This is a genomic window from Senegalia massiliensis (assembly GCF_900626135.1).
In the GTDB taxonomy this organism is placed as follows: Bacteria; Bacillota; Clostridia; order Tissierellales; family SIT17; genus Anaeromonas; species Anaeromonas massiliensis.
In genome coordinates this window covers 1617825-1634203 of record NZ_LR130785.1, presented here as the reverse complement: position 1 = coordinate 1634203, position 16379 = coordinate 1617825, and the positions used below count along the sequence as shown (strand labels likewise).

Sequence of the window (16379 nt, the reverse complement as noted above, 5' to 3'; positions counted from 1 at the left end):
AAATTTTATTCATTATTTTTTATTATGTTTTTTTCTTTTTCTGATAAATTTATTTTTTCTAATAAATCAGGTCTATTTTTATATGTTAGCTTTAAAGATTCATTTCTTCTCCACTCATCAACTTTCTTATGATTACCAGATAATAAGATATCTGGTACTTTCTTACCTTTAAATTCTCTAGGTCTAGTATATTGAGGTGCTTCTAATAACCCATTATAATGAGATTCATCTTTAAATGACTCTTCACTATTTAATACTCCAGGAATTAATCTTACAACGGAATCAATAACTGCCATTGCTGGTATCTCTCCACCAGTAAGTACATAATCCCCTATGGAAATTATATCAGTCACATAATTATCTATTATTCTATTATCTATACCTTCATAATGTCCACATAAAAAGATTAAATGTTCTTCTTTTGAAAAATCATTTGCTAAGCCTTGATTAAATACCTTTCCTTTAGGAGAAAGATATATAACTCTACTCTTATCCTCTTTAACACTTTGAATAGCTCTATATATAGGTTCTGGTTTCATTACCATACCTGGGCCTCCACCATAGGGATAATCATCTACTTTTTTGTGTTTATTTTTAGAAAAAGATCTTATATCAATATAATTTATATCTACTATATTGTTTTCTTTAGCCCTTCCAATAATACTCTCATCTAATACAGAAGTAAACATATTTGGAAATAAAGTTAATACATCTATTTTCATTCCAATAACCCCTCTATAGGATTTATAATAATCTTTTTATTTTCTAAATCAATTTCTTTGATAAATTCTTTTACTGCTGGTATAAGATATTCTTTATTCTTATTTTCACTTTTCACAACATATAGATCATTTGCACCAGGTGTTAAAACATCTTTTACAATACCTACTTCTAACCCTTCTAAAGTAAATACTTTTAAACCTTTTATTTGAAATATAAAATAACTATCCTCTTCTAAATCAACCAAATTTTCTTCAGAAATATATATATATTTCTCTTTAAATTTTAAAACATCATTAATATTAGAATACTCTTTTAGCTTTATTATAGGAAAGTTCTTTTTATAGCCTACTTTTTGTATATAATAAGAATCATCATCAATATATATTTCTTTTAAATCACTAAACCTTTTAGGATCATCAGTTAATGGTAAAACTTTTAATTCTCCTCTTATTCCATGAGTATTAATAATTTTTCCAACTTTTATATTTTTCATACTTCTAACCTCTCTTTCAGAAGTAAATATATTTATTTAAAAAAGAGATTAGTTAAACTAATCCCTTTATATAATCTCTACAACTACTCTTTTATTTTCTTTTATAGCAGCTGCTTTTACAACAGTTCTTATAGCTTTAGCTATTCTACCTTGTTTTCCAATTATTTTGCCCATATCATCTGGGGCTACCTTCACTTCAATAATAACTGATTGTGATCCTTCAACTTCATTTACTTCTACTGAATCTGGATCATCTACAAGTGATTTTGCAATCATTTCTACTAAATCTTTCACCTTTTCACCCCCTAAAAGCTATTATGCTTTTTTGGACTCTTCAAACTTGTCAAGAACACCATTGTTTTTGAAAAGACTATTTACAGTATCTGTTGGTCTCGCACCATTACTTAACCACTTAACTGCTTTTTCATCATCTATTTTAACTTCTTTAGGTTCTGAAATAGGATTATAATAACCAATTTCTTCAATAAATCTCCCATCTCTTGGAGAACGAGAATCAGCAACTACAATTCTATAGAAAGGTCTTTTTTTAGCTCCCATTCTTTTTAATCTTATTTTAACTGACATATATTTCACCTCCTTTAAAAGTTATATACTTTATTATTTGAAAAATGGCAAGTTCATACTTCCCCTTTTTTTCATGCTTTTTTCCATGCTAGAAAACTTCTTCATCATCTTTCTAGTTTCTTTGAATTGCTTTAACAGTCTATTTACATCTTGTATATTAGTTCCACTTCCATTTGCAATTCTTTTTCGTCTACTACCATTAATAATGGATGGGTCTGTTCTTTCATTTTTTGTCATTGACTTAATTATAGCTTCTATTTTAACTAATTCTTTATCATCTACATTTAAATTCTTCATTTGCTTCTTATTCATACCTGGAATCATTTCTAAAATTTGACTTAATGGTCCCATGTTTTTCATTTGCTCTAATTGATCTAAAAAGTCATCAAAAGTAAATTGCTGATTTCTTAATTTGCTTTCAAGTTCCATGGCTTTCTTTTGATCAATATTTGCTTGAGCCTTTTCTATAAGTGATAAAACATCTCCCATACCAAGAATTCGTGATGCCATTCTATCTGGATGAAATGGTTCTAAGTCATCTAACTTCTCACCCATACCAACAAATTTAAGAGGTTTACCAGTTACTGCTCTAATAGATAATGCTGCTCCTCCTCTTGCATCACCATCAAGTTTTGTAAGTACTACTCCATCAATATTTAACTTGTCGTTAAAGCTCTCAGCAACTGAAACTGCATCTTGTCCTGTCATTGCATCTACTACAAGTAATATTTCATTAGGATTTATATTTTCTTTTATATTTCCTAATTCATCCATTAATCCTTCATCTATGTGAAGACGTCCAGCTGTATCTATAATAACTAAATCATTTCCATTTTTATTTGCATGTTCTAATCCTGCTTTTGCTATATTTACTGGGTCTTGTTTATCTCCCATAGTAAAAACTGGGATTTTAGCTTGTTCACCAACAACTTGAAGTTGCTTTATTGCTGCAGGTCTATATATATCACAAGCTACTAATAATGGATTTTTACCTTTCTTTTTAAGTAAATTTCCTAATTTACCTGACAATGTTGTCTTACCAGCACCTTGAAGACCACAAAGCATTATTACAGTAGGAGGATTGTCAGCAAAATTTATTTTACTTTCTTTTTCTCCCATTAAATTTGTAAGTTCTTCATTTACAATTTTAATAACTTGTTGACCAGGAGTAAGACTTTCCATAACTTCATGTCCTACAGCTCTTTCTTTAACTTTGTTTACAAAATTCTTTACAACTTTAAAGTTAACATCTGCTTCGAGAAGTGCTAATTTTACTTCTCTCATTGCTGCTTTTACATCTTTTTCATTTAATTTTCCTTTTCCTTTTAATTTTCCAAGAGTTTTTTGAAGCTTTTCACCTAAACTTTCAAAAACCATTATTTCACCTCCTGAGTTACAAGTAATTGTTTAACAATACCATTTATATCTTCAAATATTTCTTTATTTTCACTATTTATGATATCTGAGTTGTTTTTTAGTTTATATAATAAATAATTTAATTCTTCTGCTTTTTTTCTATTAATCTCAAATCTTTTTACTAAACCTAATGTATCTTCATATTTATACAGTACAGACTCTGCTCTTTTTACTAAATCATATGCTCCCTGCCTACTAATTTCTAATTGTTCTCCAATTTCGGTCAATGTTAAATCATGTATATAATATAATTCAATTGCTTGAAATTGTCTAGAGCTTAAAAGTTTCCCATAAAAATCAAATAATAAACCTATCTCCACTATCTTTTCAAACATAAAATCAACCTTTTCATTAAAATAAACGAATACACCTGTAAAGTAATTAACTTGACAGATGTATTGTATAATATTTTTTTATATTTGTCAAACATTTAATCTGGAAAAATTGCATTTACAAAATTATCTCTATCAAACTCTTGTAAATCATTAATTCCTTCACCTACTCCAACAAGCTTTATAGGTACATTTAATTCAGATTGTACTGCAAAAATAACCCCACCTTTTGCAGTACCATCAAGTTTTGTAAGTGCTATCCCTGTAACATTACATGCTTCTTTAAAAACTTTTGCTTGCATAACTGCATTTTGTCCTGTTGTAGCATCAACTACAAGTAATATCTCTTTTGTGGCATCAGGATATTCTCTATTCACTATACGAACTATTTTATTTAATTCATTCATTAGATTTTTTTTGTTATGAAGCCTTCCAGCAGTATCACAAATTAAAATATCTGTCTTTCTTGCCTTAGCTGCTTGTATGCCATCAAAAATAACTGCTGCTGGATCAGATCCTTCTTTATGTGATATTAAATCAACATTAGATCTATTAGTCCATTCATTTAGTTGCTCTATTGCTGCTGCTCTAAATGTATCACCTGCTGCAATAAGAACTTTTTTTCCATTGTTCTTAAATTTATATGCTAATTTTCCAATTGTAGTAGTTTTACCTACTCCATTTACTCCTACAACTAATATTATAGAAGGTGAAGGCTCTATATTCAACTTAGAATCCCCTTCTACATCTTCTAGTCTTTCTTTTAATTCTTCTTTAAGTACATCTTTAACATCTGTAGCCTCAGTTAACTTTCTTTCTTTAACCTTATCTTTAACATTTTCTATTATGGTTTCAGTTGTTTCAAATCCAACATCTGCCATTATAAGCACTTCTTCAAGTTCCTCAAATAGTTCTTCATCAATTTTATGATAATGTTTAATTATATCATCTACTTTATCAGTTATGCCTTTTCTTGTTTTTTCTAACCCTTCTTTTAACCTACCCAAAAAACCCTTTTTCTCTTCTTGTAACTCTTCTTTTTCTTCTACTTTTTCTGATTCTTCTTTGTTTTTATTAAATAAATTATCAAACATATTTCTCCTCCTATTAACTTGCTTTTTCTTCTAATAACTCTGATAATTTCACTGATAATAATCTACTTATTCCATGTTCCTCCATAGTAACACCATATAATGAATCTACAGATTCCATAGTTCCTTTTCTATGAGTAATAACTATAAATTGAGTTTTCTCAGAAAATTCCCTTAGATATTCTGAAAACCTTATTACATTTGCATCATCTAAAGCTGCTTCTATTTCATCTAATACACAGAATGGAGTAGGTTTAAGCTTTAAAATTGCAAATAATAATGAAATAGCTGTAAGAGATTTTTCTCCTCCAGAAAGTAAATTTATATTTTGAAGTTTTTTACCTGGAGGTTGAGCAATTATTTCAATATCACTTTCTAAAATATTATCTTCGTCAACTAGATATATATCTGATTTTCCTCCTCCAAATAATTTTTCAAATATACTTTTAAAGTTTTTATTTATTACTTTAAATTTTTCTACAAATAATTCTTTCATTTTATCTTCCATATCTCTAATAACTTTTTCAAGATTTACTTTTGCTTCTTTTAAATCTTCTTTTTGAGTATTTAAAAACTCATATCTTTCAGATATTTCTTTATATTGTTCTATAGAATCCATATTTATATTACCTAATTTTTTTATCATTATCTTATAATTTTTTATCTCTTTTTGAACCTCAGTAACATTTTGTATTTCTTCTTTATATTCCAATGCCATTTGATAAGTTAATTCATATTCTTCCCATAATTTATTATTAAAGTTTTCTAAACTAGTTTCACACTTAGTCATTTTTACATCTATTTTATTAATACTTTTTTGTAAAGATGATATATTTTCATTCATTTTCTTTAGAGTTTCTTGTTCTTTGTAAAAATTATCAAGATATAATTTTTTTTGATTTTTAGACTCTACTAATATTGAATTCGACTTATTAAGCTTTTCTTTAAGCTCTATCCTTTTTTTATCTATATCATTTAATAATATTTCAGTATGTTTTATATCATCTTCCTTAGTTTTTATTTCTTTTTTTATGGTTTCATTTTTAGTTTTTAATGAATCAATCTCTAAATTTAATCTTTTCAAAGTATTAGAAATTTCTTTTTGTCTTTGTTCAAATGATGCTAATTCAATTTTAAGTTTAGTTATATCATCATTTAACTTTTTAACCTTTTCCTTTTTATCATTAAAATCTTTTAAATCAATTTCTACACCTTGTTTAGTAAAACTATTTTTAGATTCTAATTCTTTTATTATTTTTTTAGTTTCCATAATTGTATTTATAGAGTTCTGTTTTTCCAACTCTAAATTATTTAATTCTTTAGAAAATCTTTCTATTCTATATTCAATTTCATCCCTTTGTTCTTTTAAGTTTTCTTTTCTATTTTCCTTGCTATTTATATCTATCTTTAGATTATTTATATTTTCATTTAAATTATCTAATTTTTCTTCTTCTTTGTGTATCTGTTTTTTTAGATCAGAATACTTCTGAATAATTTCATTATATTTTTTCTCATTACTTTTTATATTATTTTTTAATTCCTCAATTTCTCTATCCCTACCTATTAAACTTGTAGAATTATTATTTTTGTAATCTCCTCCGGTCATTGAGCCACCAGGGTTTATTACATCTCCTTCTAACGTTACTATTTTATAGGAATTATTGCACATTCTTGATACATATATACCTACTTTTAAATTTTCTACAACTATAACTCGTCCCAATAAATATTCAAATATATTTGTATATTCTTCATCATAACTTATCAATTTGGAAGCTAAATCATATACTCCATCATGAGACAATATTTTTTTCATATCATTATTAATTTTTCTTGCTTTTATAGAATCCAGTGGTAGAAATGTTACTCTTCCTAATTTATTGTTTTTTAGATAATCAATAAATTTCTTAGCATCTTCTTTTGATTCTGTAACAACATTTTGTAATGAACCTCCTAATGCTATTTCAATTGCCTTTTCATATTTTTCTTGAGTAGTTATTAATTCTGCTACTACACCTTTTAATCCCTTTGAAAAAGATGAGTTCTTTTTGCAAGCTAATAAAATATTTTTTACGCCTTTATAATATCCATCATACCTTTCTTTTATATTATTAAGCATTTTAAGTCTTGATTTATTAGAATCAATTTTCAACTTTAAATCATTAATACGTTTTATATATTCATCCATATCTCTTTTGTTTTTTTCTTTATCTGTTAAAAGTTTATTTTTCTGATTTTCTAAATTCTTTATTTTTTTTCTGTATATTTCTAACTCTGATCCAATATTATCATTTTCTGTTATGATAGAATCCTTTTTTCTATCTAACTCTTCTTTTTCTTCCAATATACCTTTTATTCTTTTATCAATATTTTTAATAAAAGATTCTATCGTATTAATTTTACCTTTTTTCTCTGTTATATTATTTAAAATCTCTATAATATCAGTTTTCTTCTTTTCAATATTTTCCTCAGAAGATTTTATATAGGATTCATTTTGATTTAATAATCTATTTATTTCATCAGATTTTAATTTCAGAGAAGAAATATCTGTATTAATCTTTTCTTTTTCTTTTTTTAAATATAATAATTCATCTTGCTTTTCATCTGTTAATTCTATATTTTCTTCTAATTCTAAATCTAATCTTACAATATCTTTATTTAAAAATGAAATTTTTTCTTTCTTTATCTTAAAATCCGTTTCTTCTTTTTCTATATTTCTTTGAAGAGTCTGTTTCTGATTCTGAATATTTTCTATTTCATTATCTATTTCTTCAATTAGACTTTTTGCTTTTTCAAATTTTATTTCTATTTGTTTTCTATTTTCTTCATTCTCAGAATACTGATTTAATACTAATTCTTTTTGAGCTTTAAGGTGCTCTATTTCATCATTAAGCCTATTAATTTCTCTAACAAATAAATTAACCTCTAAAGATTTTAACTTTGATCTTAATTGCAAATACTCATTAGCCTTATCACTTTGATCTTTCAAAGAATCTATATTTGTTGAAAGTTCTTCTATAATATCATTTATTCTGATTAAATTATCATTGGTTTTGTCTAACTTTTTTTCTGATTCTTTCTTTCTTGACTTATACTTTACAATCCCAACTGCTTCCTCAATTAAATTTCTTCTATCTTCAGTTTTACTTGATAATATCTCTTCTATCTTACCTTGTCCTATTATAGAATAACCATCAGTTCCTACACCTGTATCCATAAATAATTCTTTAACATCTTTTAATCTACTTGATGTTTTGTTTATATAATATTCACTTTCTCCTGAACGATATACTCTTCTTGTAATACTTACGTCAGAATAATCAACTGGTATCTCGTTATTTTTGTTATCCAAAATAAGAGTTACTTCACTAAAACCTAATGCTTTCCTTTTAGATGTTCCAGAAAATATAACATCTTCCATTTTACTACCTCGTAATGACTTAGCACTTTGTTCTCCTAAGACCCATTTTATAGCATCAGATATATTGCTTTTTCCGCTACCATTAGGTCCTACAACGCCTGTTATTCCCTTTTCAAAATCAATTGTAGTTTTATCTGCAAATGATTTGAATCCTTGTAATTCTATTTTTTTTAAATACATATTATCTACCTCTTTATGAACAAATTATATTATGTTTACATAAATATTTTTTTATGAAATATTTTTCATCTAATAAATATTTTTCATATCCATCATTAATTTCTATTTTATTTACATTATTAGTTTCTATTATTTTTATATTATATTTCTTTTTTAGTTTCTTTAAATTTTCACCTTTATAACCTACAAATTGTGAAACACTTTTACTATTTAATTTTATAATTAAATTATTTGTATTAAATCTTTTTTCAATCAACATTAGTTTTATTATTTCTCCATATAATTTTGATTCAATAATTTGTCTTATTGATGGGTGTAAAGGACCAGCAACTACATCTTCTTCAAAGGATATATTTTTTGTAGGTTGAAGACCTATCCTTATTACTGGAATATCAAAATATTTAAAAAGCATTAAATAATCTTTTATATAATCTATAGTATCTTCAAGTGTAAATGGCTTATATATTTTTTTTATATATAAAGTTTCTAAATATGTTTGTCTTATTATTAAAGTAGGGTATATCCTTACAAAGTCTGGATTTAGTTCTATGAATTTTTTTACAGTATATAGTGATTTATTATATGTATCACCTACTAGTCCTACCATCATTTGTAGTCCTAGTTCAAATTCATTGGCTTTTATCATATCTACAGCTCTATAAACATCCTCGACAGTATGTCCTCTATTACTTGAATTAAGAACTTCTTTATCTAAAGATTGTACCCCTAACTCTATTATATCAACACCATAGGCTTTTAAATTTTCTATAATTTCTTTATCAATATAATCAGGTCTTGTAGATAATCTTATTTTATCTATTTTTCCCTCATCTTTATAATTTTTAGCAATATTTAAAAAAGATTGTTGTACTTTTAAATCCAATCCTGTAAAACTTCCTCCAAAAAATGCAATTTCTTTTAGTACACTATCACTTATAGTATTTAAATGTCCTTCTATAATATCAATTATTTGTTCAGAAGTTATTTCAGTATCTAATCCAGTTATTTTTCTCTGGTTACAAAAAACACAATCATGAGGGCATCCTCTATGAGGTATAAATATAGGTATTATATAATGATTTTTCATTTATTATTAACCTTTTTCAGAGCAAATTTAGCAGCATTTTGCTCAGCTTCTTTTTTGCTATTACCTTTTCCTGTTCCTAAAACCTTATTATTATTTGAAACTTCTACATAAAATTTTTTATTATGATCTGGCCCTTCCTCTTTTACCACATTGTATTTTATATTGCTATTTGAATCTTGTTGTATTATTTCCTGAAGTTCAGTCTTATAATCAAGAAGCATCTCTCCATTAACAGCATTTATTATAGTTTCAAGTAAATTATCTAATATAAATTTTTTTGAAGCTTTCATACCACCATCTAAGTATATTGCACCTATTACAGCTTCAAAAGCATCAGATAATATACTTATTCTAGTTCTTCCACCAGTAGCTTCTTCACCTTTTCCCAATAACATAAATTTTCCTAAGTTTAATTTTTTTGATCTCTCAGCTAATGAAGGTTCACATACTGTTAATGCTCTTATTTTTGTTAATTCGCCTTCAGGAAAGTTTTTATATTTATTAAAAATGTAATCACTTATAACTAAACCTAATACTGAATCACCTAAAAATTCTAATCTTTCATTATATAATATTTTTTTACTTTTAAATTCATTTGCATATGAGCTATGAGTCAATGCTTTATTTAATAATGTAATGTCACTAAACTCATAGTTTATTTTTTCTTGAAATTGCTTTAGTTTTTCTTTTCTTGTTTTTGACAAATCTTTCATGTAATCCCTCCAGTCTATTGATATACTTAAAATTATTTTAGAAAATTCTAAGATAATTTTAAGTATACCTATTATAGTTTACTATATTTCTCTAATATAATGCAAATAGAAGGTAGCATTCGCTACCTTCTATTTTTCATATTTTTTTAATAAAATTGTAGCATTATGTCCTCCAAACCCAAGTGAGTTTGATAGAGCATATTTTACTTCATAATTAATAGCTTTATTAGGAATATAATTCAAATCACATTCTTCATCTTTCTCAGTTAAATTTATAGTTGGTGGTATAATATTATTTTTTATTGCAAGTGATGATGCTATTGCTTCTATTCCACCTGCTGCACCAAGTAAGTGACCTGTCATAGATTTAGTTGAACTTATTTTTATATCATAAGCTTTATCACCAAATAAATTCTTAATTGCTAAAGTTTCAAACTTATCATTATAATGAGTTGAAGTTCCATGAGCATTAATATAATCAATTTCATCCTTATCAATATTAGCATCATTAATCGCAATTTCCATTGCCCTTCTTGCTCCGCTTCCATCTTCTAAAGGTGTTGTTATATGATTTGCATCACATGTAGAACCATACCCCACTATTTCTGCATATATATCTGCACCTCTATTTTGTGCATGTTCCAAAGTTTCTAATATTAATATAGCTGCTCCTTCTCCCATAACAAAACCATCTCTATTTTTATCAAATGGTCTACTAGCTTCTTTAGGATTATCATTATTAGTAGACAATGCTTTCATTGATGAAAATCCTGCTAAAGCTATGGGAGTAATAGATGCTTCAGTTCCACCACTTATTAAAATATCAGCATCTCCTCGTTCTAACGTCTTAAATGCATCCCCTAATGCGTTAGTAGAAGAAGCACATGCTGTTACAATAGTTTCATTAGGACCTTTCGCATCAAGAGCAATAGCTACTTGTCCTGCAGCCATATTTCCAATCATCATAGGTATAAAAAATGGACTTATTCTTTTAGGTCCTTTTTTAATTAACTTTTCATTCTGAGTTTCAAATGTTTCTATTCCACCTATTCCTGAACCTAAAATAACTCCAAATCTTTCCTTATCAATTTTATCTAAATTAATTTTAGAATCTTGAATTGCAATCTTAGATGCTGCAACAGCAAACTGAGAGTATCTATCCATTCTTTTTGCGTCCTTTTTGTCTATATAATTTACAGGATCAAAATCTTTAACTTCTGCAGCTATTTTAGTAGGGTAATCTTCAGTATCAAATTTTGTTATATAATCCACACCACTTTTACCATTAACTAATGATTCCCAAAAAGTATCTTTTCCAATACCAATAGGACTAATAACTCCAATTCCTGTTATAACTACTCTATTATTCATAATATTCCTCCCAAAAGAGTTCTAATATTAAGGCCCCGCTTTAACGGGACCTACATATTATTTGTTGTTATTTATATAATCTACTGCATCCTTTACCTTTGAAATCTTTTCAGCATCTTCATCAGGTATTTCTATATCAAACTCTTCTTCAATAGCCATAATTAACTCAACAACATCTAATGAATCTGCATCTAAATCCTCTTGAAAAGATGACTCCATTTTTATCTCGTCTTTTTCTACATCTAATTGTTCTGCAATAATATCTTTTAATTTTTCTAATACCATTAATTACACCCCCTTTCAATTATATTGATAATCCACCATCTACAACGATAGTTTGACCAGTAATATATTTTGATAAATCACTTGCTAAAAATAAAGCAGCATTTGCAACATCAGTTGCTTCTCCAAATGAATTTAAGGCTATACCTTTTAGATATTCATCTTTTATTTTTTCATTTAGTTTGTCAGTCATATCTGTTTTTATAAATCCAGGCGCTATAACATTTACCCTTATATTTTTTTTGCCTACTTCTTTTGCAATTGACTTACTAAAACCTATTATACCTGCTTTAGAAGCAGCATAATTTGATTGTCCAGCATTACCCATTATTCCAACAACTGAACTAATATTTATTATACTTCCATATTTCTGTTTTATCATTTTTCTTATGATAGACTTAGTAACGTTAAAAGTTCCTTTTAGATTAATTTCTAAACAATCATCCCACTCTTTCTCAGACATTCTCATAAGTAAATTATCTCTTGTAATACCAGCATTATTAATTAATATATCAATTTTATCAAATCTATCAAATGATTGCTTAATTAAGTTATTTGCATCATCAACATTTGAAATATCTGCTTTAATTGCAAAAGCTGTTCTACCCATTCTCTCTATTTCTTCTACTACTTCTAATGCTTTTGTTTCATTGTTAAAATAATTAATAATAACATTAGCACCATTTCTAGCTAGAGTAAGTGCTATCTCTTTACCAATACCACGAGAACCTCCTGTTATTATAACATTTTTATTATCAATTTTCATTTAAATCACTCCCTTTATTTCATACTAAATTATCTAAATCAGCCACCTTACTTATATTTTTTATATTAACTTTTATTTTTTTCTTTTTGGCTGTTTTCTTAATAAATGCTGAAAGTGATTTTGCAGGTCCAATCTCAATAAAGTTTGTCACACCATCATTTAACATCTTTTCTATTGATTGTTCCCAATAAACTGAGTTATACACCTGTTTAACTAATAAATCTTTTATATTGTTATCTCTAATATAATCAGCTGTCACATTTGATATTACATCTACCTTAGGTGATTCAACTAACACTTTCTCTAAATCTTTTTTTAACTTTTCACCTGCTGGTTTTAATAGTGAAGAATGAAAAGGTGCACTAACAGGTAATAATACTGCTTTTTTAGCTCCATATTCCTTTGCCATTTCTACAGCTTTTTCTATTATATCCTTTTCTCCTGTAATTACTATTTGCCCAGGGCAATTATAATTTGCAGCTTCTATAATGCCTTCACCCTTTAAGTCATTTATTAATTTTTCTGTATCTGAAATACTCATTCCAATTAGAGCTGCCATTTTACCTTTACCTTCAGGTACAGTTTCTTGCATATACTTTCCTCTTTTTTGTACTAACTTTACTGTATCTGAAAAATCTATAGCTCTTGCATATAAAAGTGCATTGTATTCACCTAAACTAAGTCCCGCAGTCACATCTGCTTTTAAACCTTTTTGCTCTAAAACTCTTAGTATTGCATAAGAAGTAGTTAATATTGCTGGTTGAGTTATCTCAGTAAGTGATAAATCTTCCATTGATCCATTAAAACATAATTCAATAATATCGAAATCTAATTCTTTATTTGCCATATCAAATACTTCTCTAGATACTTCAAAATTATCATAAAAATCTTTTCCCATACCTACATACTGCGAGCCTTGACCCGGAAAAACAAATGCGGTTTTCATAAATATTCACCTCTCGCTAAAATTTACATAATTTTTCTTTTACATCTTCAACTTCAGTTATTATATCCTCTATTATCTCTTTACAACTCTTTATATCTTTAATAAGACCACTACTTTGTCCTGCCATTACTGAACCTAAATCCACATCTCCATCAATAGCTGCTTTTTTAAGAGATCCTATTGTCAATTTATCAATTTCATCTTTATTTTCAATATCTTTTTCTAAATTAATTATTTTTCTTGAAAGTTTATTTTTTATTATCCTTACAGGATGTCCTGTTATTCTTCCAGTAACTATAGCATCTCTATCCTTAGAATTCACAATTTTTTCTTTGTATTGATCATGAGCAATACATTCATTAGAACATACAAATCTAGTTCCGATTTGTACACCTTCTGCTCCTAAAGATATAGCAGCCATAAATCCTCTACCATCTGCTATTCCTCCAGCTGCTATAACTGGTATATCTACATCATCTACAACTTGAGGTACTATGGCTAATGTAGTAAGTTCACCAATATGTCCTCCTGCTTCAGTCCCTTCAACAATTACAGCATCAGCACCTACTTTTTCCATCCTTTTTGCAAGTGCTACAGAGGGAACTACTGGAATAACTTTTGTTCCTACATTTTTTAATTTATCTATATACTTGCCTGGATTACCTGCTCCAGTAGTAACAACACTTATTTTCTCATCATATAACATTTCCATAATACTATCAGCATGTGGGGATAAAAGCATAACATTAACCCCAAATGGTTTATCTGTCATTTCTTTAGCTTTAAGTATTTCTTGTTTTACAACTTCTACTGGAGCAGCACCACAACCAATTACCCCAAGACCGCCAGCATTTGAGACAGCAGCTGCAAGTTCTGCAGTAGCTACCCAAGCCATCCCACCTTGTATAATCGGATATTTTACTCCTAATAATTTAACTAATCTATTTTCAAACATATAAACCTCCTAATATTTATGACGTCCATTTAAGAAGTGTAGCACCCCATGTTAATCCTCCACCAAAACCAACTAATATTACATTATCTCCATCCTTAATTGTATTGTTTCTTACAGCTTCATCTAATGCTACCGGTATAGAAGCAGATGACATATTACCATATTTATCTAAATTCATACATACCTTATCTTTATTAATTTTAAGCCTCTTTGAAGCTGATTCAATAATTCTCATATTAGCTTGATGAGGTATTAAGTGATCTATATCTGATATACTAAAACTTATATCATCCATTACTTTTTTTGAAGATTGTGCCATAGTCTTCACTGCAAATTTAAATACAGAATTGCCTTCCATTTTTATAAAATGCAATTTATTCTTTACAGTTTCTTCAGTAGACGGATTAAGTGAACCTCCTGCAGGTTGAGTTAAAAGTTCTCCTCCAGAACCATCTGCACCAATATCCATTGATAATATACCTTTACCTGAATCTACACTAGAAACAACTACTGCACCTGCACCATCTCCAAATAATACACAAGTATTTCTATCTTCCCAATCTACAATTTTACTTAAATTATCAGCACTAATTACCAATACGTTCTTGTAAAGTCCTGACTTAATAAATGCATATGCATTTGTTAAACCATAAATAAAACCAGTACATGCAGCCTCCAAATCAAATGCAGCCGCATTTTTAAGTCCTAATTGTTCTTGCACTATACAAGCTGTAGATGGAAAAGCCATATCCGGTGTAACAGTAGTTACTATTACCATATCTATATCTTGAGAATTTAGACCAGAGGAAGCTATAGCTCTTTCTGCTGCTATTTTTGCCATATAAGATGTTGATTTATCTTTTTCTAGAATTCTTCTTTCTCTTATACCAGTTCTAGTAGTTATCCATTCATCTGAAGTATCTACTATTTTTTCTAAGTCTTTATTAGTAACTATATTCTGAGGAACATAACTTCCAGTACCAATAATTCCAATGCCAAATTCTCTTTCCATTTTAATCCTCCATTTTCAATATCTCATTTTCTATAATTTCTACAACATTATTTTCAGTAAATATTTTAGCTTGTTTTATTGCATTTTTAAAAGCTTTAGAATCTGAACTTCCATGAGCTTTTATCACTCCACCTTTAACACCTAGTAATAACGCTCCACCATATTCACTATAATCTATTTGTTTTTTTAAACTTTTAAGCCCATCCTTTAATAAAAAAGCTCCTAATTTAGTTTTAATGTTTTTCATAAACTCTTTTTTTAAAGATGAGAAAATTGTAGAAGCTAATCCTTCTGTTAACTTTAGTATTGTATTTCCAACAAAACCATCACAAACTAAAACATCACAATAGCCTTTTGGTATATCCCTTACTTCAATATTTCCATAAAAATTTATATTGCTTTCAGCAAGTAATTTATAACTTTCTTTTGTTAGTTCATTACCTTTTTCTTGCTCTTCACCAATATTAACAAGACCTACAGTAGGATTTTTTCTACTTAAAACCTTATCAGCATAAATTGAACCCATTATAGCAAATTGTTCTAAATTTTTTGGTTTTGAATCTACATTTGCTCCTGCATCAATTAGTAATGACACTCCTTTTTCAGTAGGATATACAGGAGATAAAGCTGGTCTATCTATCCCTTTAATTCTTCCAACGATAAATAATCCTCCAGCAAGTAATGCACCTGTACTACCTGCAGAAACAACTGCATCTGCTTGTTTTTCCTTTACTAATTTTAATGCTTTAACCAAAGAAGAATCTTTTTTTCTTCTTATGGCCTTTACAGGTTTTTCAGTATTCTCTATAACTTCACTTGCATTTATGATGTCAATTTTATCTTTATCATAATTATATTTATCTAATTCTTTTTTTATCATATCTGAGTTGCCAACAAGAATAACTTTAACATCAAACTCATTTACTGCATCTACACTTCCCTTAACAGTCATACTAACACCTTTGTCGCCACCCATTGCATCAATTGCTATTTTCATATAAACACT

At 27.7% G+C, this 16379-nt stretch carries 17 protein-coding genes; all 17 read right to left on the bottom strand.

Annotated features, from left to right (window positions below; translation table 11 throughout):
* Positions 1 to 5: 5 nt before the first annotated feature.
* The 17 genes from trmD to plsX all read right to left on the bottom strand — a co-directional run bounded on the left by trmD (position 6) and on the right by plsX (position 16370).
* The gene (gene trmD, locus E0D94_RS08150; protein WP_130806915.1) at positions 6 to 722 is read right to left on the bottom strand and encodes a tRNA (guanosine(37)-N1)-methyltransferase TrmD; all 717 of its coding nucleotides are present in this window, start codon (positions 720 to 722) and stop codon (positions 6 to 8) included.
* Positions 719 to 1216 (bottom strand): ribosome maturation factor RimM, encoded by a 498-nt coding sequence (rimM, locus tag E0D94_RS08145; RefSeq protein WP_130806913.1) that lies wholly within the window; start codon positions 1214 to 1216, stop codon positions 719 to 721. The genes trmD and rimM overlap by 4 nt, the downstream gene beginning before the upstream one ends.
* A 66-nt stretch (positions 1217 to 1282) precedes the next feature.
* Entirely contained in the window at positions 1283 to 1510 is a 228-nt protein-coding gene (locus E0D94_RS08140) for a KH domain-containing protein (RefSeq protein WP_130806911.1), read from the bottom strand.
* A gap of 21 nt (positions 1511 to 1531) precedes the next feature.
* Complete coding sequence (gene rpsP, locus E0D94_RS08135; RefSeq protein WP_130806909.1) at positions 1532 to 1801, bottom strand: 30S ribosomal protein S16; 270 nt, start codon at positions 1799 to 1801, stop codon at positions 1532 to 1534.
* Between the two features lie 33 nt (positions 1802 to 1834).
* Positions 1835 to 3178, bottom strand: a complete 1344-nt coding sequence (ffh, locus tag E0D94_RS08130) for a signal recognition particle protein (RefSeq protein ID WP_130806907.1) — start codon at positions 3176 to 3178, stop codon at positions 1835 to 1837.
* Positions 3178 to 3552 (bottom strand): YlxM family DNA-binding protein, encoded by a 375-nt coding sequence (gene ylxM / locus E0D94_RS08125; RefSeq protein WP_130806905.1) that lies wholly within the window; start codon positions 3550 to 3552, stop codon positions 3178 to 3180. Before ylxM ends, ffh begins: the two co-directional genes overlap by 1 nt.
* A 95-nt stretch (positions 3553 to 3647) precedes the next feature.
* Entirely contained in the window at positions 3648 to 4643 is a 996-nt protein-coding gene (gene ftsY, locus E0D94_RS08120; RefSeq protein ID WP_130806903.1) for a signal recognition particle-docking protein FtsY, read from the bottom strand.
* A 13-nt stretch (positions 4644 to 4656) separates the two neighbouring features.
* A complete protein-coding gene (gene smc, locus E0D94_RS08115; protein ID WP_130806901.1) occupies positions 4657 to 8241 on the bottom strand; it encodes a chromosome segregation protein SMC in 3585 nt (1194 codons plus the stop codon).
* Between the two features lie 13 nt (positions 8242 to 8254).
* Positions 8255 to 9328 carry an elongator complex protein 3 gene (locus tag E0D94_RS08110; RefSeq protein ID WP_130806899.1) on the bottom strand — a complete coding sequence of 358 codons (1074 nt, stop codon included), beginning with the start codon at positions 9326 to 9328 and terminating at the stop codon, positions 8255 to 8257.
* Positions 9325 to 10041, bottom strand: a complete 717-nt coding sequence (rnc, locus tag E0D94_RS08105) for a ribonuclease III (RefSeq protein WP_130806897.1) — start codon at positions 10039 to 10041, stop codon at positions 9325 to 9327. The genes E0D94_RS08110 and rnc overlap by 4 nt, the downstream gene beginning before the upstream one ends.
* Before the next feature lie 129 nt (positions 10042 to 10170).
* The gene (gene fabF / locus E0D94_RS08100) at positions 10171 to 11412 is read right to left on the bottom strand and encodes a beta-ketoacyl-ACP synthase II (protein ID WP_130806895.1); all 1242 of its coding nucleotides are present in this window, start codon (positions 11410 to 11412) and stop codon (positions 10171 to 10173) included.
* Positions 11413 to 11469: 57 nt separating this feature from the next.
* Positions 11470 to 11697, bottom strand: a complete 228-nt coding sequence (acpP, locus tag E0D94_RS08095) for an acyl carrier protein (RefSeq protein WP_130806893.1) — start codon at positions 11695 to 11697, stop codon at positions 11470 to 11472.
* A gap of 19 nt (positions 11698 to 11716) precedes the next feature.
* Complete coding sequence (gene fabG, locus E0D94_RS08090) at positions 11717 to 12460, bottom strand: 3-oxoacyl-[acyl-carrier-protein] reductase (protein WP_130806891.1); 744 nt, start codon at positions 12458 to 12460, stop codon at positions 11717 to 11719.
* Between the two features lie 19 nt (positions 12461 to 12479).
* The gene (gene fabD / locus E0D94_RS08085) at positions 12480 to 13406 is read right to left on the bottom strand and encodes an ACP S-malonyltransferase (protein WP_130806889.1); all 927 of its coding nucleotides are present in this window, start codon (positions 13404 to 13406) and stop codon (positions 12480 to 12482) included.
* A gap of 16 nt (positions 13407 to 13422) precedes the next feature.
* Positions 13423 to 14361, bottom strand: a complete 939-nt coding sequence (fabK, locus tag E0D94_RS08080) for an enoyl-[acyl-carrier-protein] reductase FabK (RefSeq protein WP_130806887.1) — start codon at positions 14359 to 14361, stop codon at positions 13423 to 13425.
* Positions 14362 to 14377: 16 nt separating this feature from the next.
* Positions 14378 to 15373, bottom strand: coding sequence for a beta-ketoacyl-ACP synthase III (locus E0D94_RS08075; protein ID WP_130806885.1), 996 nt, complete (start codon positions 15371 to 15373; stop codon positions 14378 to 14380).
* A gap of 1 nt (position 15374) precedes the next feature.
* Positions 15375 to 16370 carry a phosphate acyltransferase PlsX gene (gene plsX, locus E0D94_RS08070; RefSeq protein WP_130806883.1) on the bottom strand — a complete coding sequence of 332 codons (996 nt, stop codon included), beginning with the start codon at positions 16368 to 16370 and terminating at the stop codon, positions 15375 to 15377.
* Positions 16371 to 16379: the final 9 nt, after the last annotated feature.